This is a genomic window from Psychrobacter immobilis (genome assembly GCF_904846175.1).
GTDB lineage: Bacteria > Pseudomonadota > Gammaproteobacteria > Pseudomonadales > Moraxellaceae > Psychrobacter > Psychrobacter immobilis_E.
Window position 1 is genome coordinate 299067 of record NZ_CAJGZM010000001.1, and the last position, 26897, is coordinate 325963.

The following is a 26897-nucleotide window of genomic DNA, read 5'->3' on the forward strand; positions in this document are numbered from 1 at the left end:
TGTTGTTCTCATTTTTTGTTTTTATGATTCATAATTAACCAATCGGGCGTCTGCCTGCATCAATGGTTTTTTGCCGCGCGCGTTTCCCTTGACCAAAGGCTTGCGTGATACGGTCAATAATGATGGCGACGATAACAATAGCAGTACCGGCTTGTAAACCTTGACCGATATTGAGGGTTTGAATCGATTGCAAAACATCTTCACCAAGACCGGGGGCACCAATCATAGAAGCTAGTACCACCATAGACAGCGACATCATTACCGCTTGGTTAATACCCGCCATGATACTAGGCAGCGCTTGCGGCAATTTAATCCAAATAAGCAGTTGCAGATGAGTGCTACCAAATGAGCGCCCTGCTTCAACCATTTCATGATTGACTTGGGTAATGCCCAAAGTGGTCAAACGAATCAGCGGCGGTAAGGCATAAATAATGGTAGCGAATAGCGCGGGCACTTTACCAATCCCAAATAACATAAGCACTGGTATTAAATAGACAAAGCTTGGCATAGTCTGCATCACATCTAGTATCGGCGTCACAATCTTGCGAAGGATTTTACTACCCGACATAGCAATGCCAATGGGAATACCAATCACGACCGTGACCAATACTGATACAATGAGCAGCGCAAAGGTATCAATCAACGCGCCCCATAGTCCAAACGCGCCAATTAAAAATAATCCTACGCCGCATGCCAGCGCAAACCATATTTTACGGACACCAAACCATGCTAAGACGGTCACCAGCGCAATGACTAGCCATGGTGGCATAAACGTTAAAAATCGTTCAATGGGCAACAATAAATAAGTCAAGGCGGCGCTACTGATACCACGGAAAACATTACCATAGTTTCTAACCACAGTTGCTAAAGCCTTGTTGAGCGAGGTTTCAAGCGACCAAGAAGGAAAGCTTGAAGATAAGCCGAATAAATTGGCCGTATTGTTATTTTTTAATGTATCTGACGCAGGGTTATTTGATAAAACGCCACCATTGAGATTAATGCCAAGCTTCACTGCCATAGTATCTGCCGCTTCTGGCGTCATCCACGTCTGCCAAATATCCGCATTATTACGTAAAAACACCAGCGCCTGTTCATCACCGCTACGCTTGCTTTCACTCATCTCTAAAATAGCGCCGTTAAGCTGGTCAGGGGTAAATTTAACTTGTTTAAAAAAATTGCTCAGTTCAGGATTAGACTGCATAAAAGGCGTAGATACTGCAATACTTAGCGGAGAAACAGGAAAGCCCGAGATACAGTCAGAGGTGCCATCAGCGAGTAATAAATCTTGCCAACAGGCATCATCGTGCGCGGGGAATTCTAATGGCGCAAAGTCGTATTTTGCCATGAGACCAGTCGGTTGCCAGTAATAAAATAATAAGGGTTTATGCTGTTCAAAAGCAGAGGATATTTCGGCATCGAGCGCGGCGCCTGTACCGGGATGAACACTGTTAAAGGTCTTATCTAAACCGGTATTTTTTAACAAACGCTTATTAAAAATCTCACACGCCCACCCTGCTGGACAATTCATAAAGCGCGACTTACGCGGGTCTTCAGGATCCTTAAATAGCTCAGCATATTTGGGCAAGTCTTGATAACGACGTAGACCTGGATTTTCTTCTAAGACATATTTGGGCACATACCAACCTTGGGTCGCACCGCCCTCAAGCGTGTCGCCAATGATTGCCACCTTTTTGTCCTCGATAGCTTGCTCTAAAATCGGCGAGCGCCCTATCCACTGCTCACCGATGACTTGGATATCATTTTGCAGCAGCGCATTTTCAAGCGCCGGACCTGCGCCCGGCACCTCAGTCACTTGACAGCCATAGCCATTTTCAGTGATATATTTTAATACCCCAGTGGTAAACTGCCCACTCTCCCACGTGAGCGCGCCAAATTTAATCGGCGCATCACAACTTGATACAACAGCAGCGGATACTGGTAAAGATAGTATGAGCGAGCTTATTAATAATAAGCTAAAGGCAATCCATTGGCGCACGGCAGATCCTATTTATCGTTATTATTCTTAAGTTTAGTAAAGCGTATTTTTGCACGCAAAGTCTATTGTTTATTATTAAATTATTTGTTTATAGAGCGCCTAACATTAACTATAGATTTGATTAGACGCTCTACAAAGTGTAGCGATTTATAGACAAGATGACAAATGCTCATTAATTTTAATTGTTTATTTTTAACTTCTTATTCGAATGACTTTTTTTGAATGAGTTTTCTTAAATAATCAGCTTTTAATAACTTGTTTTGAATAACGAGTTTTTAGGTAAAAAATAGCACCTACCTGAGTAGATGCTATTTTTTATAACGCTGCTTATTTATTTGGAGCGTATTGTTATTTTAAAAACAGCGCCATGGCCTTTTTAAACAAGCCACCGTATGGCGGTAGTAAGATATTAAGACCATTCAACTTCGATTGTACAAACACCGGCTTCATATGACTAAGACGCTCAAAGCCAGCTTTACCGTGATAAGCACCCGTACCTGAGTGTCCAACACCGCCAAACGGCAAATCATGCTGCGCCACATGCATAATGACTTCATTGATACACAAGCCACCCGATACCGTGTTATTACGCACCTGATCTATCTCGCTACTGTTGTCACCAAAGACATAGAGTGCCAACGGGCGTGGACGCTCATTGATAAAATCAATAGCGTCATCAAGGGTGTCATAGTGCATCAGCGGTAAAATCGGCGCAAAAATCTCGTTTTGCATCACATCGCTACCAGGCGCAGGCTCACTGACAATTACTGGTGGCATCAAGCGGCTGTCGATATCAGCAGCCGTATCAGTCAGCTGATGAATATTCTCGCCTGCTAAACCATCAAGATAGCCTTTTACGCGTTTAAACTGCTCGCCGTTAATGATGTGCGAGTAGTCAGGATTGTCTTGAATATTGGGATAGTGTTTTTCCATCCACTCTTTTGCCAGACGAATAAACTCTTTATGATATTGACGCTGCAGCAGTACATAATCAGGCGCAATACAGGTCTGACCTGCGTTAAGGGTTTTGCCCATCATGACGCGATTAACGGCGTTTTCTAAGTTTGCACCTTCTAAAACAACAACCGGCGACTTACCACCAAGCTCAAGGGTGACTGGCGTTAAGTTCGGTGCCGCTGCCGCCATAACCTTTTTGCCGACCGCGGTCGAGCCGGTGTACAATAAATGGTCAAAAGGCAGTTTACTAAAGGCTTCGGCAATCCCAACTTCGCCAATGACCACAGAAACCATATCCGGTGAAAAATAACGTGAAATAGTCTCAGCAAAGGTTTGAGCAAATTGCGGTGCGGCCTCGCTCATTTTAACCATAATGCGATTGCCCGCTGCCAACGCATCAATCATTGGTCCCACTGCTAAAAATAGCGGGTAATTCCAAGGCACCATAATACCGACTACGCCAAGCGGCTGCGGTTGAATCTCATTATGAGCCGGCATATAAAGCGCTGAAATCGATACACGCTGCGGCTTCATCCATTTCTTACCATTCTTTTTGGCATGACTAATACCAGTAAAGCTTGGAAATAGCTCAGCAAACTGAGTTTCGGACTCACTGCGATAACCAAAATCGGCGCTAATCGCTTTGGCAAGTAATTCTTGAGTGTCGCTCAGCATCACCTCTAAATTATCAAGTTGATTTTCACGCGTGGCCCAATCATTGATAGGTTGCGTGCGGCTCAGTTTTTGCAGACGCGAAAATTGCGCCTGCATATCAGCGACGCTCTTAATGATACTAAGGGATTCATGTGCATCATTGGAGACTTGGTCGTTTTGAAACGCAGTCGTTTGATTATTATCAGTCATTTATCTTCCTTGTCATAGGCGTTAGAGTCGGCACGCTATCATAGATTTAAGACTCTGAATGTATGGTCGTTAAAATAAGCAGTCACTAAAAAACTGCCATTAAAATTAGCATTCGCTAAAATAAAAAAGCGCATGAGATTCCATTCAATGCGGCTTAACACTATTTTATTCAATGCCGTTTAATGTAGCGCATTGACCAATGAATGAACAGCACCTTTGATTGACTACTGGGTTTGTATGAAATACGTGTCAGCTAAGGCTTATATTGCAGCAATTTATCAGCATTTTTATCAAAGCTGTATAAATTAACCCATAGCACAAATGATAAAATTTAGATTTGGGCACAAATGCTAAAACTGCTACACTAAATCTCAATATTGAACACCCTTTTTAATAACAAAACCATAAGACAATCATTCTCATGCAAAATTCCGCGCAACCTCTCAATGATATGTTGGTCAGCAAAACGCTTTCAGCTGCCGATTACGTACCCACCCTTGATGCCATGCTGTCACGCACATTGGCGCGTATCGCCCTCAAAAAAGAGCAAGGTCTGCGTACCCCTGACGAGCTATGGTTGGTCGATCATAATGATGTCTATACGCTTGGACAAGCCGGTAAAGAAGAGCATATCCTGCAACGTACCAATACCCCTATTATCAAGACCGACCGCGGGGGTCAGGTGACGTGGCACGGTCATGGGCAGCTGGTTATCTATTGGTTGTTTGATTTGGAAAGTCTAGGTTGGAGTGTGCGTAACATGGTATCGCACGCCGAGCAAGCGATTGAAGATGTGATCAATGACTGCTTAAAAAGCCACGCATCTAACAACAATACTATCAGCGCCCATGCGCGCCGTGATGCGCCCGGTGTTTATTTATATAGCCATATCAATACTACTATCAACGAGAACTATCAACCACTCTCTCACACACTTCCTGATGACGCCATTATGCTAGGCAAAATTGCTTCTCTTGGTTTTAAAATCAAGCATGGTTTTAGTTATCATGGGGTCGCAATTAATTTAGATTGTGATTTATCGGCCTTTAATGCGATTAATCCCTGCGGCTATGCTGGGATGCAAATGCTACGATTGGCTGACTTTGTTGCCATGAATGAGCAAACGCGCGCGCAGTCAGCTGAAAAATCTCTTCAGCCAATTGCAAACCCACTTCAGCTAACATCTAACGCTTTAAGCTATGAACAAGTGACCCAAAAGCTTATCGATAATATTGCTAAGCGCCATGCTGGACATATCCAATTACGTGCGCTCGCCCCAAAGTAATTTTTTGAGTCTTGCTTATACATTTTTTTTCAATACAGTTTTTGCATAATCCTTTTTTGCATAATATCGTGCACGCTTAGACTTAAGCATTTTGAGAAAATTTGAGTCAAAGTTGTTATAATCGCAGGCGGTACAAATTGGGCGCAGCAATAACCTTAGCGCGCCAACATTTAACCCTTTATCACTGAAGCATTCATAACAAAAGCACATTGGAGCAATTTATGGCAGATTTTAATAAAATTTTGGACGCAGGCGACGTCGACAGCGGTATCATTAATGTGGTCGTAGAAATTCCAGCTGGTAGCAGCCATAAAATTGAGTGGAATCGCGAATTGGCGGTATTTGAGCTTGACCGTGTTGACCCACAGATTTTTGCCAAACCTTGTAACTATGGTTTTATTCCGCAAACCCTTGACGAAGATGGCGATGAGTTAGATGCACTTATCATCACAGAACAGCCTTTACCGACTGGTATTTTCTTAAAAGCAAAAGTCATCGGTGTGATGAAATTCGTTGATGATGGTGAAGTCGATGATAAAATCGTCGTCGTACCTGCTGACGACCGTGATACAGGCAATGCTTATAACAGCCTAGAAGATCTGCCAAAGCAGCTAATCAATCAGTTACAGTTCCATTTCAGCCACTATAAAGACCTTAAAAAAGCCGGTACAACGATGGTCGAATCTTGGGGTGACGTTCCAGAAGCTAAAGAAGTCATCAAAGAGTCTATCCAACGTTGGAAAGACCTATAAATTATCCCAGATAATTTAAAAAAGCGTTTATTGCAATTTTTTATTAAAATACGCTAAGCGCCATAAAAAATACCGCAGACATGATGATGGTTGCGGTATTTTTTTGCTTGAATTTTGCGGCGATAAAATGGTTATAATACCCTCACCTACCTAGTATCCCACCCAAATAAGGACTGTCATGTTTGACTCTGATTCAGGCTCAACGCCCGCCAATAAAAAACTGCCAAAAGCCGTTATGATGATGGTCGAAAAAGGCAATTTGGTGCAGGCGATTAAAACCTTGGCCGCCGATGAAAGCATCAGTATTGATGCCGCCAAATCTCGGATAGATGCTTATGAGCTAGCGCTAAAGAACCAGCAGCAGCAAACCCTCAATACTATCGCTAATAAACAAGGCATCCCAAGCCAAGCTTTTAGCTTTGATAGAGAGCAAGTAGAAGAAGAGTCCGAGCGTCTGACAAAGACTCGCGTTAAAACTACGCCAACGGAGCAAGGCTTCCAGAGTCTACAAGATGGCGTTGACAGTCAGCTTAATGATTTGGGTTATAAAAAGCCGTTAATTCCTTATTGGGCAAAGCGACTATTAGTTATTGCTGCAGTTATGGCAGGATTATTTTGGATAATGTGGCGTGTGTTTGGCTAGTCTGTTATAAGTGGTTCCATTATACCAGTCTGTTTTAAGTGGTCTGTTAATTAGTTTGAAGGGGCTTTTTAAGTGGTTCCCTTGGGGTATACCCTATTTTTCGAAAAATCTAATTAATTGGTCTTTTACTACATTAGAGTTTTCAGGAAGATAAACTTTGTTAGGAAAAGCTTTTGATGCCTCGAGTATGAAGTAACCAGCTTCTAATCCATAAAGTTGCCAATCTTTCTCTAAGTAGCAAAACTCTATAGACTCAAACCAAACATCAATGAGTCTATCCAAGTCATAGTCACAATTAATATGATTTTCTAATCCAACAGTACAGCCAACCATCCTACTTTTAAAGTCATGAAAGTCTATATTGCCTAGTTCAAATTTTCTAATGGTTTGCTGTATGTAATATATATGCTCATTATGTATATTATTCATTTTTTATCTTCCGTATTAACTATAACCAATAATTTGATCTACACTGTCAATCCCGTAGAAACTAACTTGAAAGCCTTTAATCATACCGCTCAATGATAATGACCTATGCCAGCGATTTCGTAGTTATTAAATTTATATCTAACACTAGCAGATCGATGCCTGTATAGCGCACCAAACCAGTCAGGTGCCTTCACTGGTTCGGTTACTCAGTGAGAACTTGAACATCCGACTCTATAATATTGTTATCAAGAGTTTAATGTTTTGAAATAGTAAAAGGATACTTGTTGAGAGAGCTGATTTTGTTCAAAGGCACTGCTGTTGAGAAGAAGGAATGATGGAATTTGTGAAAGCCTTATTTCACTTGATGTAGCGGCACTTTTAGTTAAATTTAGTTAGAAAGATAGTTTTTAATCAATTCAGTGCGTAAATCTTTTTCCCAGATGTCTTTTGCATAGAATTCCGCTTTGCTATCAGCTGTATTTTTAATTAAGTACTCATCTATTTTCTCTATCACCAGCTTAATTTCATTCCTATCCAATCGATAGAATTCGTGATATGGAAAGAATTCAACACATTTACTATCAATTATTTTATTAAAAATTTCTGGATATGGATTCAATATAGCTACTTCCAGAAGCTTAATAAACCCTCTACCAGCGAACTCACTATAATCGAAAGATATACACTCATCACCCTCTTCAGGACTTGTTATATAACTTGTGGAAAAGACTGACATAGTTACTACCTTTGTAATAATTTGCTTAATAATAACCTATGCTATCGATTTCGTAATCACGCAATCCATATCTAACATGAGTAGTTCGATACCTGTATAGCGTACCGATCACGAATAGGATATGCATGGTAAGTACACTGCTGTTACTCCAACAACTCTAACCATCGCTACCACTAACCTACAACCGTAGATTCAAGTCCTCACTAGGGTACCGCACCAGTGAAGGCACCTGATTGATTCGCCATAGGTATGCTTATAATAGACCGCCTAGACATTTTTATATTCCAATTAAAAAAGCTCTTATAATAGATGTCAAAAGCTTTTTAATAATATTGGTCTACCGAATAATGCATATTGGAAATCATTATGAATATTGAAATTCACGGCGATAAAATATTAACTGAATTAGAATTCCATAAAGAGATTGCGCGACAATTTGATGTGCAGCACTACTATGGTAAGAATCTTGATGCATTATGGGATCTATTAAGCTGGGGTGTAGAAAGACCCATTAATCTAATATGGTTCAATTCAAATATTTCAAAGGAAAAGCTAAGTTGCTTTGAAGAGATAGTTTTTATTCTTGAAAAAGTTAAATGCCAAGACGAGCAACTCAACTTCGAAGAAAGGTTTACTTATGCCTTGGCTTAGTTCTACTAGCTATCTTACAGCAATGAACATATTCCCATAATGGTATTAAATTACTACCTTTTTATTATCTTAAATGGGCGGTAGAGAACCCGAAAAACCACCATTATTCTGATAACGGTAAATAAAAAATCCACTGCCTACCCTTTTATATAATTATTAATATTTTTAAGACATTAAAAAGAGATACCGTAGCATCTCTTTTTTTAAATTGATAAGACATATTATCTTAGTGATGTTCACCCGGTAGAATTCTAGCAAAGGCACGCTGAGCAAGGTTCGGCTTTTTATTGCTAGTCAATCCAGCGCGGGTACTTGGGAAAATACGATAACCCATGGATTGAATACCAACGTTGATAGCGGGTGCTAATGAATAAGTAGCCGACGCAAATTTACCCATATTACTGGCAATACTATTTGGTTTATGGACAATCGCTTTAGCTACCATCATGGCTGCTTCATCAGGCATAAGCGCAGGCATATAGCGGTATAATTTAGTAGGCTCAATCATAGGCGTACGTACCAATGGCATAAAGATATTGGTAATCGTGACATTATCGCCCTTCACTTCAGCGGCTAAGCAGCGGCTAAAAGCATCCAATGCCGATTTTGAAGCGACATAGGCGGCAAAGCGCGGGCTATTCGCCAGCACACCAATAGATGAGATATTAACAATTTGACCAGTCTGACGTTCAATCATCGTCGGTAAAAACCCAAGAACTATTTTAACGGCGCCAAAGTAATTAATATCCATAGTACGTTCAAAATCATGGAAGCGATCTATAGACTCGTGCACCGAGCGGCGAATTGAGCGACCAGCGTTATTGACCAACACATCTACATGACCAAAATCTGCCAAAATTTGCGTGCTAACTGTTTCAATATCATCCATATTGGTCAAATCGCAAGGGTAATAAGTGGCATTGCCACCAAGCTCCTCGATAGTGTCCTTAACGGCTTTTAATTTGTCTTCGGTACGTGCCAACAAGATAACATGAGCGCCACATTCACTGAGCAAATAGGCCGTACGCTCACCAATACCACTTGATGCGCCTGTGATAATAATATGCTTATCTTTGACCGCTTTGCTAATTGCTTTTTTTGTGGGATTGGCCATAAAAAATCCTTTTCGTAAATAATATATCCATTAATGTTCGCCTAAAGCATAGCAAATATAATTGGAGTAAAGTTAATAAATGGGCAACAAAGTTCATTTAATTTGATAACTATTAGCAATTAAGCGTTTATTAATAGCTTTAATGCTTAGAATGGGCGTTTATTGCTATTCGTGAGCATGCAAAAAATCTTCGACCACGCGAAACTGCCCAGTGGTACTCTCTTCACCATACATGGCTTGGCGAAAAGCGTTGGAATTAGGAATGCCGGTCGTATACCACGCAATGTGCTTGCGAGCAATTCGGCAGCCTGAGTATTCGCCATAAAACTCATATAGCTCTTGCAAATGCGCCAGTACAATCTCTTTTATCTCGCTCACGCTTGGTGCAGCTAGACTCTCGCCTGTACGCAAAAAATGTTCGATATCGCGAAATATCCAAGGCTGCCCTTGCGCGGCCCGACCTATCATCACCGCGTCACAACCGGTTAGCTCATAGACACGTTGCGCTTTTTGCGCGCTATCGATATCGCCATTGGCAATCACTGGAATACTGATGCTTTCTTTGACCTCACGTATCAGCTCGTAACGCGCCTCGCCGGTATACATGTCCTCACGCGTACGCCCGTGAATGGCAATCGCGGCAATACCCGCCTGCTCTGCACGCTTGGCGACGCGCAAAATATTCTCACGCCCATTCTCATAGCCCAAGCGCGTTTTTAACGTCACAGGCGCATTGACGCTATTTACCGCCGCATCTAACAAGCGCGCGACCAAATCTTCATCTTGCAGTAATGCAGAGCCCGCCAACCTACGGCAGACCTTTTTGGCAGGACAGCCCATATTGATATCAATAATCTGCGCACCATTATCAATCTGATAACGTGCCGCTTCCGCCAATTTATCCGGTTCCGCGCCGGCTATTTGCGCAGAAATAGGCGCAATCTCGTTATCAAAATTGGCACGATAAAGTGATTTTTTGCGCGCATAAAGTGCGGTATCAGCGATAATCATCTCACTAACTGCATGACCGGCGCCAAAGGATTTACACAATCGTCGAAATGGATTATCAGTCACACCAGCCATCGGAGCGACCATCAAACGGTTTTCAATCGTCAAGCCACCAATGACCAAGGGCTGCAATAGAGGATGGTCATTAGCAGTCGCTGCTGATGGCTCATAAGACACTGGATTATTTATAGACATAAAAAAACGGCTTGATTCATAGTGAAAACAAGCCGTTATTCTAAGGGTTCTTAACTTTATTGCAAGTGATTGAGACAATCATTTACTGGGTAGAGTTTGATTGGCAAAATACCTGTTTATAAAACACATCACTTATCAAGCATTCTACTTATCAAACGCTACTTATCAAAGACACTGCCCTGCTCTAAGGTAATGTCATTATCATGTACTTGCATACGCCACGGCAAAATATCAGGCGATATATTAATAAAGTGCAAATATTTCTCAAACTGATCAATGATATCGTTAATCACTGACTCTGGCTGATAGCCATACAAATCATAGGTTTGTCCACCACGGCGCAGATAAACTTCCGCCCGATAATGATGCTCTTGCGGCAGTTTATTCGCCATATCTTCCGTATAATAATCAGGCGCTTCATGCTCTGATAAGCGCACCTCGTACCAGAATTCGACGTTATCGCCGCCACGTAGCTCAAATACCACGCGATCATTTATTTCATCAAAGTTCACATCAGGTAACCAACCCGTTTCAGCAAACTTTTCTGCAACTTCATTCATCGACGATAAAACCGTACCTTTAATATAATTCAGTACTTTTTCACGCGTTGGCTGCTGGGTCATATAATCAATACGGTCACGCCATGCATCTAGTTTCAACAGATGTGGCGGCAGATGATTGTCATTGGCCAAGCTTTGATTGCGATGACCTTCGATACGCAGCGCGCGCCACATCCCGTACATCGCAAGCAAAATAATAATAGTAAAGGGCAATGCACTGACAATGGCTGCTGTTTGCAACGCTTGTAACCCGCCTGCAAGCAGAAGTACAGAGGCAACAACGCCAAGTATCAATACCCAAAACGTGCGCTGCCACGCGGGTGTGTCACTACGCCCACCTGCTGCGAGCGAATCAATCACGAGCGAGCCTGAGTCAGACGAGGTGATGAAAAAGGTGATAATAAGCACGACGGCAAGTACAGAGACTACTTGGGTAAAAGGTAGATTCTCGAGCAGTTTAAATAAGGCAATGGCTTGGTTATTTTGCACTTCGGTAATAAGCGAGTCATAGCCTTGAATCATAATCATATGTAGCGCTGTATCACCAAATACCGCAAACCAGAAGAATGTAAAAATGGTGGGTACTAGCATGACGCCAACGATAAACTCGCGAATGGTACGACCACGGCTGATTTTGGCAATAAATATACCGACAAAAGGCGACCAAGAAATGGTCCAAGCAAAAATAAATAGTGTCCAACTGGTAATCCAGTCGCTTTGCTGATACGCCTGTAAACTAAAGGTACGCTCGACAATATTACCCAAATAACTACCAGTATTTTCCATAAAGGCGTTTAGAATAAATATCGTCGGTCCTACCGCAAATACAAACAGCATCAGCGCCGTTGCCAGTATCATATTTAAGATAGATAAACGTTTGACCCCTTTATCCATACCAGCCAGCACCGATATCAAGGCCAGCCCCGTAATCAAGACGATTGCAATCACTTGGACGGTTGTATTGACTGGAATGCTTGGTACTAGGTAATTCAAACCGGTATTTATCTGCGACACTGAAATACCAAGACTGGTGGCCAAACCAAATAAAGTACCCAAAATCGCAAACACATCAACCGCATGGCCAATAGGCCCATAAATCTTATCGCCTATTATAGGATATAACGTTGAGCGCATCGACAATGGTAGACCATGACGAAAAGCAAAGTAGGCCAGCGTCAAGGCTACTACACCATTGATTGCCCAAATATGAAAGCCCCAATGGAAGTAAGCAATCTGCATGGCTTCTTTTGCTGCAGCCACGGTTTGTGGCTCTGATAGCGGCGGCGTCGCAAAATGCGTGACCGGCTCAGCTACCCCATAAAACAGCAAAGCAATCCCGTACCCTGCCGAAAATAACATCGCAAACCATTCAATAAAATTATACTGCGCCTCACCATGGTCAGGTCCTAGTTTGATAGAACCATAGGGTGAGAACGCCAACACCACAATAAACATCAAAAATAACGCAGTTGCTAGCATATAAAACCAGCCGAATGTGGCCGTGGTAAAGCTCAGCACTTCACCGAATAGATCACTGGCCGCTGTTGGATTCACAGAAGCGCCTATGACCAATAAAATCATAACGATAGCTGTCGGTATGAATACCGGCATCAAAATAGTGGAGCGAAATTTTTTATGCTTCATAGTCTGGTTCTTATGCTATTGTTTTTTGTAGGGATTATTTTGTTGGTATTGTTTTTAATACTAAGTTTTGTGAAATCGGACAAAATACATTTTCTATCGGTAATCCATCTATAAGCAGCTCATATAACAATATTTCGTTTAACCGTAATACATTTAAAAGTGCAAATAAGTATAAGCGCTAAGACGAAAACAACTTTTATCATAGTTTTTCCTTAATTCCCAAACCAACTTAGCACTCGTAACACTATTTTAACGTTTGTTACATGACTATTACTAAGCAATAAAAAAGGCAACTTGTTAGCTGCCTTTTTATCGATGCTTATATTTATAAATGCTCTCATTATTAATAGTTAACTTAGAAAATTAAGCATTAATAACCTCGGCTAATTGTTTTGCCATTTCAGCAAGCTCACCATGATCTGCTTGCATGACGGCATGACGACCAAGCTCATGGATACTCGATGGAATCAGGTGCACATGGTAATGAAAAACGGTTTGTCCTGCTTGCGAGCCATTTAACTGCATTTGAATAATACCTTCACGTTTAAACACCTGACGCTGTGCCTGCATAATTTTCTTACAAGTCATCAATACCGCCGCTGCGTACTCAGGTTCTAGACCAGTCAAGTCAACCGCTTTCTGCTTAGGAATCACCAATACATGACCTTTTGCTTGCGGCATGATATCCATAAAAGCGAGGGTTTTATCATCCTCAAAAACCTTATGATAAGGAATTTCACCCTTTAGCATTTTTGCAAAAATGTTGTTATCGTCGTATTTATTTTGGTTATCTTGACTCATTATTTTATTCCTTAATCGTTTATTAGTAATTGGTCGTCATCAATTGGTTATCAGTACTAAAGGGTAAATATCTCAGCAAATATAGTGGACGAAATATAAGCTAAGTACAAGTGGCTGATAAATTAACATTCCAATTGCAATCTCAGTTCAACCATAAAGCAATCTACACGTGACACAATTAATTTATTGGCGAGTGATGCGCTTAAAATGTTATATTAACTTTCTATTCCAATCACCCTACGTTTATGGATTTGACCGCCTTGCCAACCCAATCAGCAGATAATAACACCACTTATTCACAGCCCGTTTATTCAGAATCCTACGCTACAACGTTGTCGTCTGGTTCTATAGCGGATGCAACAGAGCAAGTTGGCTTTGAAGATCATGTAGCAGATACTGCTACGCAAAATCGGACGCAAACCTTTGACCCAAATACCATTATCTTAGCTGAGGCATTAACCGATAAGGCGATTAGTTGGCGTATCCATAATTGTAAAATCAGCAAAAAAACCACTACACAAGATATGCCGCTGCCCTTTTTATATCATTACGACAGTTTGGATGACAATATTAAACAGACTTGTCCATTAACACCGTCATTACTTGCACAATTTAATAATCCAATGACGGCTGATGAGGCTGCGAAACTTATCGGTATTGATAAGGCGCTGATAACCAGCCCTTGGCATGTCAAAGTCATTGGCTCATTGGTGGTGTTTAGTGAAGCGCTGCAATTGGCCGTACGTCTGCATTGGACCAATACGGGCAAAGACACTCAGCAAATCTATACCAAAAATGAAGCGGATGCGCTTACTGCCGCCTTTAAAGAGTGGCAGTTTTTTGGTCGTATTGACGTCCTTTATAAAAACGCCAAACCTGCGTTAATCAGTATTGATGAGCAAGCTGAAAATAATGAGCAAATACTGACTATTGATGCTAGCTCTGACTATCAGTTCTTGCCAGCGACTCACGCCTTGGTCGTTATCGCTAAACTTGAAGCCGATAAAGCCGACTTACCTTGGTTTGAGACCGCTATTTTAGAGCGTCTTGCCTAAATATTGACCCTCAAGTCTTTATCATTATCGGTTAATTATTTTCAGTTATCCATATCTAATGGTATGGTAACGCCTTAGTATTATTCACTAGTACTCATATTGCATAAAAAGCACACTATCAGTATGACAGCGGATGCTGCACACGTTCATAAATCTCCCTCATTTGTAAGGAATATCACATGGATTATCGCTCAAAAACTTCTACTGGCGGTCGTAATATGGCAGGTGCTCGTGCCCTATGGCGCGCAACCGGCATGACTGATGGCGACTTTGGCAAACCAATTATTGCCATTGCCAACTCCTTTACGCAGTTTGTACCGGGTCATGTGCATCTAAAAGATTTGGGACAATTGGTCGCGCGTGAGATTGAAAAAGCAGGCGGCGTCGCAAAAGAGTTTAATACCATTGCGGTCGATGACGGTATTGCCATGGGACACAGCGGTATGCTGTATTCACTGCCAAGTCGTGACTTGATTGCCGACTCAGTTGAGTATATGGTCAATGCGCATTGCGCCGATGCCCTAGTGTGTATTTCTAACTGCGACAAAATCACCCCTGGTATGCTAATGGCCGCAATGCGCCTTAATATTCCAGTGGTATTTATTTCAGGCGGCCCGATGGAAGCAGGTAAAGTGATTGCCAGCACCGTCGCTCATAGCCACAATAACGATGGCGGTAGCGACGTCCATACCACTGACAGTAAAGGCAATGCGATTCGTAAGCTTGATTTGGTCGATGCGATGATGGATGCCGCTGATGACAGCATCAGTGATGAAGACGTCTTAGCCATTGAAAGCTCAGCATGTCCGACTTGTGGTTCGTGCTCTGGCATGTTTACGGCTAACTCTATGAACTGCTTGACGGAAGCTTTAGGTTTGGCATTACCGGGTAATGGTTCGCTATTGGCCACGCATTCGCTGCGTCGCGAGCTGTTCTTAGAAGCGGGTCGTACGATTGTGTCATTAGCCAAACGTCGCTACGAGCAAGACGATGATTCGGTATTACCGCGTTCTATCGCCACAAAAGCTGCCTTTGAAAATGCTATGACTCTAGATATCGCCATGGGTGGCTCGACCAACACTATTTTACATTTGCTGGCTGCCGCAAATGAAGCCGAAGTTGACTTTAAAATGCATGACATTGATCGTCTAAGTCGCGGTGTGCCTTGTCTGGCAAAAGTCGCTCCTGCGTCACAAAAATACCATATGGAAGATGTGCATCGTGCTGGTGGTGTCTTTGCGCTATTGGCCGAGCTTGATCGTGCGGGTTTGCTGCACACCGATTTACCAACCATTCATAGTGCCACGATGAAAGAAGCCATCGATAAATGGGACATCATGAATCCTGATAATCTTGAAGCACGTGCACGCTTTATCGCCGCTCCTGGTGGCGTCCGTACTACTGAGGCGTTCTCGCAGTCCAAAGAATGGCCGAACCTTGACGTCAACCGTGAGTCAGGCTGTATCCGTAGTGCCCAGCATGCATATTCAACCGATGGCGGCTTAGCGGTACTATACGGCAATATCGCAGAACGTGGCTGCGTGGTCAAAACCGCTGGTGTTGATGACAGCATTTTAGTCTTCACTGGACGCGCACGTATTTTTGAGTCGCAAGATGATGCTGTAGCTGCTGTATTGGCTGACAATATCGTCGCTGGTGATGTGGTCATCATTCGCTATGAGGGTCCAAAGGGTGGCCCTGGCATGCAAGAAATGCTCTATCCAACTACTTACCTAAAGTCAAAAGGCTTGGGTAAAGAGTGTGCGCTATTAACTGATGGTCGATTCTCTGGTGGTACTTCAGGCTTGTCTATTGGTCATGCCAGCCCAGAAGCTGCTGAAGGCGGTGCTATCGGTCTAGTTGAAGAAGGCGATACTATCCATATTGATATCCCAAATCGCACTATCAATATGCGAGTCAGTGATGCAGATTTGGCAGCACGTCGCGAAGCCATGGAAGCACGTGGTCGCGATGCTTGGAAACCTGTGAGTCGTGAGCGTCACGTCTCTCCTGCGCTACGAGCTTATGCGGCTATGACGACCAGTGCCGATACTGGTGCTGTCCGTGATGTTAGCCAAGTTGAGCGTTAAACCAAAAACTTTGCTTATAAGTTTGTAAAAGTAGATTACTAAAACAATAATCTTATGGAATTATCCAAAGCCTGCGCTATGCAGGCTTTTTTTTCACCAAAAAACAACGTAGCCGCCATTCTGATAACGTTTTTTTGCGGTATTAAAAAGCATTTACCTTCATTATTAAGGGATATTAAACACCCTCTAATATCAAATTTTAGACCCAATAAAATAGCGTGCATCAAGCTTATGATTGAAAATTATAATGTATTCTTATTGGTCTGCGGCATTGCCTTTTTATTTGGGGCGCTGTTTCCTATTATCTTTAAACGTACGCCCATCTCATTACCCATGTTGCAAGTGAGTTTTGGTTTACTGATGGGTTATTGGTGGACGAGTTTATCTTTTTTAAATCCAATGGATAATGGTCTCATTATCGAAAAACTGACCGAAATTGTCGTATTGGTTTCATTGGTGGGTGCAGGTATCAAGATTGACACTGAGCTGTCATGGCGATTATGGCGTCCGACCGTCCGATTACTGCTTATTACCATGCCGATTGGTATTTTTGCGATGGCCGTCCTAGGCTATTATGCTTTTGGTTTGACGCTAGGTGCTGCTATATTACTTGGCGCTGTACTGGCCCCGACTGACCCTGTACTGGCCTCTAGCATTCAAGTTGGGCCGCCTAATACCGGTGGTGAAGACGCACCGCGCTTTACCTTGACGTCAGAAGCAGGGTTAAATGATGGGTTAGCGTTTCCTTTTGTTTATCTCGCGATTAAGATAGCGGAAGCCTATAACGGAGGTCAGCAGTTCACGGGTGAGATGCTTTGGTCTTGGTTCGCCCATGATGTACTGTGGAAAATTGGCGCAGGTTTGGTGGTTGGGATTGTCGTTGGTAAAGTTTTAGCAAAACTGGTCTTTTCAAAGTACAGCCATAACACCACTATTTCTCAAGGATATGTGGTGATTGCCATCACATTGCTCGCCTATGGACTGGCAGAATACGTGCATAGCTATGGGTTTATTGCGGTGTTTGTCGCCGCCTTTGCCTTTCGGCGCTCAGAGCGTGAACACAGCTATCATCATAAGTTGCACGATTTTGCTGAACAATCAGAAGGTTTGCTGATGTCCTTAGTGCTTGTTATATTTGGCATGTTCTTAGGTCAAGGCTTGCAAGCTGGAGTTGAGCTGACGTGGCGCGTCTATATCGTCAGCTTTACCTTTTTATTAATGATTCGTCCTATTGGCGGCTTTATAGCTTTATCAGGATTGAATCTTCCACGTACCGAAAAATACGCTATTTCTGCCCTCGGTATTCGCGGTATTGGCACCTTATATTATTTATCTTATGCGCTCAATCAAGGATTTTTTAATAATGAAGATGCCCTTAAACTTTGGATAGTGTGCTCCATTGTGATTTTAACCTCAATCTTTATCCATGGTTTAAGTGCGACAAGGCTGCTTAAAATGACGCCTAATAAGTCGCACTAGTATCAATTGCTCATGATGCTAATCAAACTTATCTGTTAGCATCCACCAAATCCAATACCGCTTCCGTTAGCGCAAACTGACGGATGTCATTGAGCATCGTTACATCAAAGTTATGGATAAAGGCAAATGACAGTTGCCGCGCAGGATCACACCAAGCAACCGAGCCGTTATAGCCCATATGACCAAAGCCTTGCGCCCTATCATTGCTACCTTCGCTGTCACAAAGACTAAACCTGCGATGATAGCCCAAACGCCAATTCATTTTTGCAGGCATCACTGCATCCATTCCGGTAAATTGCGGGGTTGATAGCTCATTGAATGTTTCCTCATCAATCAGTGTCTGCCCCTGCCATGTACCGCCACTAGCTAGCATGGCATAAATAGTCGCTAATGCTTGTGCTGAGGCCACGCCATTGGCAGCAGGAATAATGGCTTGTAACGTCCGTTTATCATAATAATCAATAGACTGTTTATTGGCTAATATAAGGGCTGATTTATAGTTTTTTAGATTGAGCTGACTATTATTAAAGTATAAGCGATTAATTTTTGCCGTATCTAGACTTGGTAGCTCATCTAACTTTGTGCTTTCGTTTGTGCTGCCATTTGTGCTTGTTTGATTGGTTAGCGCTTTTTTTTGCCAACAAACATAGCTTGGTAGACTGGTATAAGTGTACAAGGTGTTGGCAGAGTCTGCCCTTAATACTGGCTTGCTGCGGCGAGGATGCGGTTGCGATTTTTTTGGGCTGCCTCGTTGACTGCTTTCTTGGTTTGTTGCTAAATCGCCTTCTTGCTCTGCTATCTGCTCTGCTGTCTCAAAATACTTAACCAGATGCGCAACATCGTTTACCTTGTTTTCTGGTATGCCAAAATAACAGCTATCTGCAATCCCTAGAGGCTCGGTCAAATAATGGCGCAGTGCCTCAGCTAACGACATATCGGTAACGGCTTCTATCACGCCACCCAAGACCCAACCATAAACCAATGCACTATAAGCGCTATCATATAAATCGCTCTCTTCTGGCAACGTTATCGGCATGGCGGCAACTTTCTCTAGCATCATATTCCAATCGAGCACAGCTTCATGATCGACATCGATACTCTGAATCGAAAACAAATTGGCCTGATGCGACATCACGCTACGTAAAGTAATCTGCTCTTTTCCCTGCGCGGCAAAAGCTGGCCAGTACTCAGCAATCGGTCGGTCATAATTGAGTAATTGCTGTGAGACCAACACATGCACCAAAGTCGCTAAAACACCTTTACCCGTCGAAAAATTAAGCGATAAAGTATCAGAGCTCCATGGCAAATCCGCTCGTGACATTCCCACACTGGCTTTTGCAATGCATTGCCCCGCCTGATAAACCACCAATGCGCCACCAGCTGGCGCATCATCAAGCTGTAAATATGTTAGCAATTGTTGTAATCGTTGTTGAAGTTCAGGGTTAATAGATACAATTGATTGATTCAGTTCACTTGCTTGATGGACGTTATTATTATTTGCTTGCGCATTATTTTTTATCATTATTTACTCGCTTTATTTTTAATCTGAGTTATAAAAAACCGTTCTTACACTTAAAGACCACATGCTGATAAAATTTACTCAATAAAAAGGCAACCTATTGGTCGCCTTTTTGTTGAGCCCTGCTAATCAGTTTAAATGAAATCGACGATAGCTTAACGCGGCACTAATAAACGATTATGAACCTCTTCTTCAAGCTTCGTCAACCCATGACTACGTCCGCGCTCCAAAGCGGTATCCATTTTACGCCCACGTAGCCATCCAGCACGCAGTGCGATTGCTGCGCCAGCACGATTACCAGAGCCACAATGCATAACGGTCTTTTTGCCATGATGCTGACGTAAGATATTATCAAACGCCAATATCTTTAGCTGTTTTAAATCATTCGCGCCGCTTATAGGTAGCTGCTCATAAGCCATGCCAGCACCCTCGACCGCTGCTCGTTCATCAAAACTTAGCTCGTCATCAGGCTGCAGGTTAATCACCAACTCAACGCCAGCGGCCGCCAAAGCAGCTACTTTTTTTTCATCGAGCGCACCGCAAACAATCGTATTTTCATCAGGACGAAAATAAGGCTCAAAGATACTTGCTAAATTGATACCGTTATCTATAACGCTTGCAGCGTTTTTTTGGTTAACGTCGCTTTGCTCATCGGTAGCGCTTTGGTCTATCACAGCTGAGCTATCAGGCTCAACTGCACTTATTGCATTTTCATGTAAAGTCATAATTAGTAATGTGTTCGTGAAATATGAATATTAGAAATATGGCCTATACTACTTATTGTCAGCTTGCAATTTAATCACACCTGCAAGATGCGGCTTATCATTCTTAGCGCTATATAAGCCAAACTCACAAGTATCTTCTGCATTTTTAAGCTGCGCAACTGGTTCTGCAATCAGCTCTACTTCAGCTGGTAAGAAGATAGGCAGCTTAAATGATACCTCAACCGTATAAGCATCTGGTAGCTCATCCATCAAAGCCAGACACTTAGCCTTTGACCACATGCCATGAGCAATGGCTTTAGGGAAACCAAACGCGCGTGCTGATAGCGGATGCAGATGGATAAGGTTAAAGTCACCTGAAACAAACGCATAACGACGACCGATATCTTCTGGTACTTCAAAGATGCTGTGCACACCGTCTTGATTGACTGCTGGCTTCACGGTTACTGGGCGCGGCGTGCTTTTTTTATCTTTGCTGCTAGATTTTTTACCGCGTGATAAATAAGTAGACGTCCCTTCCCAAATAACTTCATCGTTTGATTTTACCGTGGTAACAAAATCAAACTGCTGACCTTGGGCATGGTCACGTAGATTATCAAATTTCACTGCCATGGCAACCGTTTCACGCTCACCGATAGGACGGTACTGAGTGACGCTATTATCCACGTGTACCAATCCTAGCATGGCAAATGGAAACGGCTCTTTGACCATCATATTCATTTGCAACGTCTGTGATAAGACCGAAAAATACGTCACAGGCACTTTGCCGTTGTCAGCGAAACCACAAATCTTACGGTAGTCATCAAGATTGTTTTGATCGATGTGCAAGTCATCTACATAATAGGTCGCTTGTGGCAATTGATCACGACTGATTTTACCGCTATTACCGATAGGCAATAAACTTTTGACGATATTAGCATAAGTGATATGCGCTTTTGGCAACGCATCATAATGTTTGTCTGACATAATAAATCCTAAGTGGGGCTTGAGCAAATTTTCTGGCTAGATGTAAAATGCGATGCATTCGTTTATTAGTAAGAGCTTTGACTGATATTGACTTGATTAACAATTACTTTGATTAATACTGACACTTATTTTGATTAATATAGGTTTTGATTAAAAGGTAATTTCGCCCAACAAAGCGGGTCACTCCCTTTACCCAATACAGCTATTTATCATTATAGTAATAACCCGCCACCAACGTGAAAAACCATCTAACAAACCGTGCAAGTTATTATTACTGTGTTTTTATCATAAAAAAGCCACCCTAGGGCAGCTTTATTACAATTTATCAGCAATTTTTTCGTAAGCATATGTGAGGTAAATCTAAAACCTTACTGGTTATCATATACTTAGTGCAGGCTTAATTGAAATTAATTATCTATGTTATTAAGCATAATTTTTCCTGCAGTATATCTACTAAGCACCCAATAAGCTTTGACCACAAACGCGTACAATGTTGCCATTTAGACCACCAGATGCTGGTGAAGCAAACCATGCAATCGTCTCTGCCACGTCTACTGGCAAGCCGCCTTGGCTCATTGAGTTCATACGGCGACCGGCTTCACGAATAGCAAAAGGAATCGCTTCTGTCATTTGCGTTTCGATAAATCCTGGAGCAACAGCGTTAATCGTCATACCTTTCGCATTGTCTTCTAACTGTTTAGCAGTGGCATTTACTAAACCAATAACGCCTGCTTTAGAAGTCGCATAGTTACTTTGACCTAAGTTACCAGCGATACCTGAGATTGATGAAACGCAAACAATACGCGCGTTTTCTTTTAGCACATCATTATCAAGCAAGTAGCGGTTTAGCTTGGCAATACTGCCCAAGTTAATATTGATGACCATATCCCATTTTTGCTCATCCATATTGGCGAGCGTTTTGTCACGCGTGATACCAGCATTATGAATCACTGAATCTAGACCACCACGTTTTTGCGCGGCTTCGGCGATTTCTTTGCCCGCATCTTCACTAGTGATGTCGACTGTCAAAACCGAACCACTGATTTCGCTCGCGACTTTTTGTAAGTCAGCTTGCTGCTGTGGTACATCAAGACAAATAACGTGAGCGCCTTCGCGTGCCAAGACACGGGCAATTGCTTCGCCAATACCGCGACTTGCGCCCGTAACCAGCATGGTTTTGCCGCCCAAAGGCTGTGCCCAATCAACGTCAACGTTATCGCCGTTGCTAACACGTACCACTTGTCCTGAAACGTAAGCTGAACGTGCTGAGGTGAAAAAACGTAATGTTGAATCTAGGTTTTTCTCAGCGCCTTCGGCAACATAAATAAGCTGGGCCGTGATACCACGCTTAAACTCTTTACCGACCGACTTTACAAAACCTTCAAGCGCGCGCTGAGCCAATGCTGCTTCAATATCCGTGAGGTCTTCTGGTGGACGACCGATGACAATAACGCGACCTGATTTTTCAACGCGGCGCGCAACGGCATGAAAAAATTCATACACTTGCTTTAGCTCATCCGCGTTACTGATATTACTGGCATCAAATAATAAAACTTTAAATTTATCATCGCCGCCTGTATTGGCCTTGGCTTTAACGCCAGCATCAGACAGCGCATCTTTCACATTATCACTGCTATTTACAAACACGTCAGCGTGCAGCTCTGACAAAATACGAGCTACTGACTCGCTGATCGCTGTATTGTCACCATTAGCGCGACCAACCAATACGCTACCACGTACCGCAGGCTGACCACTATCAAAACGATCTAAATCTACTGGCATCGGTAAGCCTAAGTTTTTTGCTACTTTTTTACCAATAGAAGACTGAACAAAATCACCATAACGGTCTGACATAATATAATCCTATAATTAACGAGTAAAATAAAAATGGGCGGGCAGATAATAGTAAACAAAAATACGATGCGCGTATTATAAAGACTCACCCGCATTAGCATTGATAAAAATTATTAGTATTTAGTAAGTGGGCTTAAAACTGCATCAACTATACACTTCCATGCGAAACAAGTACAAAAGCCACTAATGTCTATAACAATCTGTAGACAAGCCAGTATACAAGATGGCAACTTTTTCTAGCGTTCAAAACGCCCAACTTATGCTAAAATTTAACGTATAAGTTATGGCAAAAGCATTTATAGATAACAATATATTATCAAATAGCCTGTTATGCAATGCAAATAATCAACACTAGCCAGTCCAATTGCCTGCTGTTGACTGGCGTGAAAAGTTATTAACCCTTGCGATAGCTTAAAAGTAGCGTCACATCATTTGCTAAAGACATACAGTAAGGTGCTAAAAAACGCCTTATCATGAGCCACTGCATTTTTGATAATAGCTGAATTTATTTTATAGAAACATTTTACGCTCCTTTATTAAGAACTGTTTACTGTGTTTTTCTTTTAATTATTATGTTTTTACCTTTTTACTTCTACCCATACTTTTTAAGGATAATATTATGAGTAATAAAAACAATCACCCTGATAGCCCTGTTGTTGAAAGCACTGTTGTAAAGGCTAGCGATACAAAAAATACCGAAATTGCTGCGAAAGAGTCAGCGACTAAAGATGCTAAGCAGCCAAACGTGTTTGATACAGTAGCAAATTCAAAAGCGACTGAGTCGAAAAAAGCGGACACTAAAGCTTCTGATGTAAAAACAGACAGCTCTAAGAAAGACGACTCTAAAAAAGACAGCGCCGCCAAAGACAGTAAAAATACCGCTGCGAAAGACGACAACAAACCGAAAGAAGCTGATAAAAAAGCAGACACGACTAGCGCTAACAAAACCAATACGACGGCTAAAAAAGCCAGCCCAACCAAGCTTAGCTCAGGTCAACATCGCGTGGCTATCTTAGGCGGCAACCGTATTCCTTTTGCTCGTTCAAACGGTACATACGCAGATGTCAGCAACACCGACATGCTAACGGCAGCATTAGATGGTTTGGTTGAACGCTTTAATTTACAAGATAAGAAAGTCGGTGAAGTGGTTGCCGGCGCGGTCATGAAGCTGAGCCGTGATATCAACTTAACGCGTGAAGCGACATTAAGCACAGCATTGAACCCACATACTCCAACGTATGATATCTCACAAGCTTGTGGTACTGGCTTACAAGCAACGTTTGCTTCTGCCAATAAAATCGCCCTTGGTATTATCGATTCAGCCATTACTGGCGGTGTTGATACGACTTCTGACGCGCCTATCGCAGTTGGCGATGGCTTACGTAAAGTATTGATTAAATTGGGCGCGGCTAAAGACAACAAACAACGTCTAAAAGCGCTAATGGGTTTAAATCCAAAAGACTTACTAGATACTCCGCAGAATGGCGAGCCACGTACTGGTTTATCAATGGGCGACCATCAAGCGATTACCACACTTGAGTGGAACATCAGCCGTGAAGCACAAGATGAGCTTGCTTTTACTAGCCATCAAAACCTAGCGCGCGCTTATGATGAAGGTTTCTTTGATGACCTAATCACCCCATATAAAGGTTTGACGCGTGACAATAACTTGCGCCCAGATACCACGCTTGAAAAACTGGCTAAATTGAAACCTGTGTTTGGTAAAAAGAACGCCAACCCGACCATGACAGCGGCTAACTCTACGCCACTAACCGATGGTGCTTCTTGCGTACTATTAGGTACTGATGAGTGGGCAGCAGCACATGGTCTTAAGCCATTGGCTTATATCGTTCATCAAGAAACGGCGGCTGTGGACTTTATCGGTAAGTCTGGCGACAAAGAAGGCTTACTGATGGCGCCAGCTTATGCGGTACCGCGTATGCTTGAGCGTGCTGGTCTGACCTTACAAGATTTTGACTTTTATGAGATTCATGAAGCATTTGCCTCACAAGTGCTATCAACCCTTGCTGCTTGGGAAGATGAGAAATTCTGTGCAGAGCGTCTAGGTCTTGATGCGCCACTAGGTTCTATCGATCGTAGCAAGCTAAACGTCAATGGTTCATCACTTGCCGCAGGTCACCCATTTGCTGCAACCGGTGGTCGTATCCTAGCCACTGCTGCCAAACTGTTAGACCAAAAAGGTTCAGGTCGCGCGCTTATCTCTATCTGCGCCGCTGGTGGTCAAGGTGTTACTTGCATCCTAGAGAAATAATTTTCTCACTGATGTCATTAGCAATAAGCCATTAGTTAATAAATAGTGTTAAGCTTTTAAAACACCCTTTAATCCAATGATTAGAGGGTGTTTTTTTTGTCTAAATGAAAGTGTTATAAAGCGAATGCAACAAGCAAACACTGCTCACTCATAGCTGCATCATTAGATATGTTAAAATAGCTTTATAAAGGGCATTCATATAAAAGGTTGTCATATAAAGAATTTTAATAATAAAACACAGTAACAATAAAAGGCAGCCATAAAAATATTTATTAGGAGCTTACTATGAGCAAGGATACCTCATCAATTAATCAGCAAACCTTAAAAACACCAAAGCGGCAAGAACTGTCAGCACTTGAACAGGAGAGTTTCATTGCCCGAATGGATAAAGAAGTGTTCGGCGATGAGCTGCGCCGCAAAATGCATCAAGACTTGATAGATAGCTATGATGAAGAGCTTGAAAATGAGATAGACGATTACGTGCGCGACTTTCGTTTTGATGGGCGCGAGATGAGTGAGCAAGAAAAGCTTGATCGCCGTACCTATTTTCAAGAGTTATTGCGGCTGCAAAGAGAACTTATCAAACTACAAGATTGGGTGGTTGAATACGGTGAACGTATTGTGGTGATATTTGAAGGGCGTGATTCTGCTGGTAAGGGTGGCGCTATCAAGCGTATTACTCAGCGCTTAAACCCACGTGTTTGCCGCGTTGCAGCCTTACCGGCTCCAACAGAACGTGAACAATCACAGTGGTATTTCCAGCGCTATGTAGCGCATCTACCTGCCGCTGGTGAAATCGTCTTGTTTGATCGCAGCTGGTATAACCGTGTGGGTGTCGAGCGTGTCATGGGATTTTGTACCGACGCCCAGTACGAAGAATTCTTTCAATCGGTACCTGAATTTGAGCGCATGCTGGTACGCTCAGGTATTCGTTTGGTCAAGTACTGGTTTTCGATTACCGATGATGAGCAGCATTCACGTTTTATGAGCCGGATTCACGACCCTCTTAAACAGTGGAAACTGTCAGCGATGGACTTGCAATCACGCCGCCGCTGGGAGGATTATACCAAAGCTAAAGAGACCATGTTTGAGCGCACGCATATTCCTGAAGCCCCGTGGTGGGTGGTTGAAGGTAATAATAAAAAACGCGCACGACTAAACTGTATTGCCCATTTGCTTGAACAAATCCCTTATCAAGAAGTACCGCGTGATGAGATTGAATTGCCTGAACGTAAGCGCGATGATGAATACTACCGCGAGCCAATTCCTGATGATATGTATGTGCCACCTCGTTATTAAACACAT

The 26897-nt window shown here is 42.5% G+C and carries 21 protein-coding genes; 9 read left to right on the forward strand and 12 right to left on the reverse strand.

The annotated features are described in order from the left end of the window. Nucleotides 1–34: 34 nt before the first annotated feature. Both JMW39_RS01230 and JMW39_RS01235 read right to left on the reverse strand, forming a co-directional pair. On the reverse strand, nucleotides 35–1996 hold the full coding sequence (locus tag JMW39_RS01230; RefSeq protein WP_201543107.1) for a glycine betaine ABC transporter substrate-binding protein: 1962 nt from the start codon (nucleotides 1994–1996) through the stop codon (nucleotides 35–37). A gap of 348 nt (nucleotides 1997–2344) precedes the next feature. After that, nucleotides 2345–3817 carry a coniferyl aldehyde dehydrogenase gene (locus JMW39_RS01235; RefSeq protein ID WP_201543108.1) on the reverse strand — a complete coding sequence of 491 codons (1473 nt, stop codon included), beginning with the start codon at nucleotides 3815–3817 and terminating at the stop codon, nucleotides 2345–2347. A 421-nt stretch (nucleotides 3818–4238) separates the two neighbouring features. On the opposite strand from JMW39_RS01235, the gene lipB reads away from it, so the two are divergent. The 3 genes from lipB (at nucleotide 4239) to JMW39_RS01250 (ending at nucleotide 6497) form a co-directional block, all read left to right on the forward strand. Then, nucleotides 4239–5102 (forward strand): lipoyl(octanoyl) transferase LipB, encoded by an 864-nt coding sequence (gene lipB, locus JMW39_RS01240; protein ID WP_201543109.1) that lies wholly within the window; start codon nucleotides 4239–4241, stop codon nucleotides 5100–5102. 221 nt (nucleotides 5103–5323) lie between these two features. After that, entirely contained in the window at nucleotides 5324–5854 is a 531-nt protein-coding gene (locus tag JMW39_RS01245) for an inorganic diphosphatase (protein ID WP_201543110.1), read from the forward strand. Between the two features lie 178 nt (nucleotides 5855–6032). Next, complete coding sequence (locus JMW39_RS01250; protein WP_201543111.1) at nucleotides 6033–6497, forward strand: hypothetical protein; 465 nt, start codon at nucleotides 6033–6035, stop codon at nucleotides 6495–6497. Between the two features lie 93 nt (nucleotides 6498–6590). On the opposite strand, the gene JMW39_RS01255 is transcribed toward JMW39_RS01250, so the two are convergent. Beyond that, on the reverse strand, nucleotides 6591–6926 hold the full coding sequence (locus JMW39_RS01255) for a hypothetical protein (protein ID WP_227679116.1): 336 nt from the start codon (nucleotides 6924–6926) through the stop codon (nucleotides 6591–6593). Nucleotides 6927–7314: 388 nt separating this feature from the next. Continuing rightward, on the reverse strand, nucleotides 7315–7662 hold the full coding sequence (locus tag JMW39_RS01260) for a hypothetical protein (RefSeq protein ID WP_201543112.1): 348 nt from the start codon (nucleotides 7660–7662) through the stop codon (nucleotides 7315–7317). A 366-nt stretch (nucleotides 7663–8028) separates the two neighbouring features. On the opposite strand from JMW39_RS01260, the gene JMW39_RS01265 reads away from it, so the two are divergent. Then, on the forward strand, nucleotides 8029–8313 hold the full coding sequence (locus tag JMW39_RS01265; protein ID WP_201543113.1) for a barstar family protein: 285 nt from the start codon (nucleotides 8029–8031) through the stop codon (nucleotides 8311–8313). A 226-nt stretch (nucleotides 8314–8539) separates the two neighbouring features. Here the strand turns inward: JMW39_RS01265 and JMW39_RS01270 are convergent, their stop codons facing one another. The 4 genes from JMW39_RS01270 to JMW39_RS01285 all read right to left on the reverse strand — a co-directional run bounded on the left by JMW39_RS01270 (nucleotide 8540) and on the right by JMW39_RS01285 (nucleotide 13635). Then, complete coding sequence (locus tag JMW39_RS01270; protein WP_201543114.1) at nucleotides 8540–9427, reverse strand: SDR family NAD(P)-dependent oxidoreductase; 888 nt, start codon at nucleotides 9425–9427, stop codon at nucleotides 8540–8542. A gap of 165 nt (nucleotides 9428–9592) precedes the next feature. Then, complete coding sequence (gene dusB / locus JMW39_RS01275) at nucleotides 9593–10630, reverse strand: tRNA dihydrouridine synthase DusB (RefSeq protein ID WP_201543115.1); 1038 nt, start codon at nucleotides 10628–10630, stop codon at nucleotides 9593–9595. A 158-nt stretch (nucleotides 10631–10788) separates the two neighbouring features. Next, nucleotides 10789–12834, reverse strand: a complete 2046-nt coding sequence (locus JMW39_RS01280; protein ID WP_201543116.1) for a BCCT family transporter — start codon at nucleotides 12832–12834, stop codon at nucleotides 10789–10791. A 363-nt stretch (nucleotides 12835–13197) separates the two neighbouring features. Continuing rightward, nucleotides 13198–13635 (reverse strand): HIT family protein, encoded by a 438-nt coding sequence (locus JMW39_RS01285; protein WP_201543117.1) that lies wholly within the window; start codon nucleotides 13633–13635, stop codon nucleotides 13198–13200. Between the two features lie 245 nt (nucleotides 13636–13880). On the opposite strand from JMW39_RS01285, the gene JMW39_RS01290 reads away from it, so the two are divergent. From JMW39_RS01290 to JMW39_RS01300, 3 genes are all read left to right on the forward strand, one after another. Beyond that, the gene (locus JMW39_RS01290) at nucleotides 13881–14690 is read left to right on the forward strand and encodes a hypothetical protein (protein ID WP_201543118.1); all 810 of its coding nucleotides are present in this window, start codon (nucleotides 13881–13883) and stop codon (nucleotides 14688–14690) included. A gap of 179 nt (nucleotides 14691–14869) precedes the next feature. Beyond that, nucleotides 14870–16780 carry a dihydroxy-acid dehydratase gene (ilvD, locus tag JMW39_RS01295; protein WP_201543119.1) on the forward strand — a complete coding sequence of 637 codons (1911 nt, stop codon included), beginning with the start codon at nucleotides 14870–14872 and terminating at the stop codon, nucleotides 16778–16780. Between the two features lie 231 nt (nucleotides 16781–17011). Beyond that, nucleotides 17012–18259: a cation:proton antiporter gene (locus JMW39_RS01300; RefSeq protein ID WP_201543120.1), complete on the forward strand. Its 1248-nt coding sequence runs from the start codon at nucleotides 17012–17014 to the stop codon at nucleotides 18257–18259. Between the two features lie 28 nt (nucleotides 18260–18287). Here the strand turns inward: JMW39_RS01300 and JMW39_RS01305 are convergent, their stop codons facing one another. The 4 genes from JMW39_RS01305 to JMW39_RS01320 form a co-directional block, all read right to left on the reverse strand. Next, nucleotides 18288–19781 carry a serine hydrolase domain-containing protein gene (locus tag JMW39_RS01305; protein ID WP_201543121.1) on the reverse strand — a complete coding sequence of 498 codons (1494 nt, stop codon included), beginning with the start codon at nucleotides 19779–19781 and terminating at the stop codon, nucleotides 18288–18290. A 152-nt stretch (nucleotides 19782–19933) separates the two neighbouring features. After that, on the reverse strand, nucleotides 19934–20503 hold the full coding sequence (locus JMW39_RS01310) for a beta-lactamase hydrolase domain-containing protein (protein WP_201543122.1): 570 nt from the start codon (nucleotides 20501–20503) through the stop codon (nucleotides 19934–19936). A 48-nt stretch (nucleotides 20504–20551) separates the two neighbouring features. Continuing rightward, nucleotides 20552–21466: a MaoC family dehydratase gene (locus JMW39_RS01315; RefSeq protein WP_201543123.1), complete on the reverse strand. Its 915-nt coding sequence runs from the start codon at nucleotides 21464–21466 to the stop codon at nucleotides 20552–20554. 453 nt (nucleotides 21467–21919) lie between these two features. Beyond that, on the reverse strand, nucleotides 21920–23320 hold the full coding sequence (locus JMW39_RS01320) for a 3-oxoacyl-ACP reductase (RefSeq protein ID WP_201543124.1): 1401 nt from the start codon (nucleotides 23318–23320) through the stop codon (nucleotides 21920–21922). Between the two features lie 619 nt (nucleotides 23321–23939). Here JMW39_RS01320 and JMW39_RS01325 point away from each other — a divergent pair. Both JMW39_RS01325 and ppk2 read left to right on the forward strand, forming a co-directional pair. Continuing rightward, nucleotides 23940–25592, forward strand: coding sequence for an acetyl-CoA C-acetyltransferase (locus JMW39_RS01325; protein ID WP_201543125.1), 1653 nt, complete (start codon nucleotides 23940–23942; stop codon nucleotides 25590–25592). A gap of 285 nt (nucleotides 25593–25877) precedes the next feature. After that, nucleotides 25878–26891 carry a polyphosphate kinase 2 gene (ppk2, locus tag JMW39_RS01330; protein WP_265088426.1) on the forward strand — a complete coding sequence of 338 codons (1014 nt, stop codon included), beginning with the start codon at nucleotides 25878–25880 and terminating at the stop codon, nucleotides 26889–26891. Nucleotides 26892–26897: the final 6 nt, after the last annotated feature.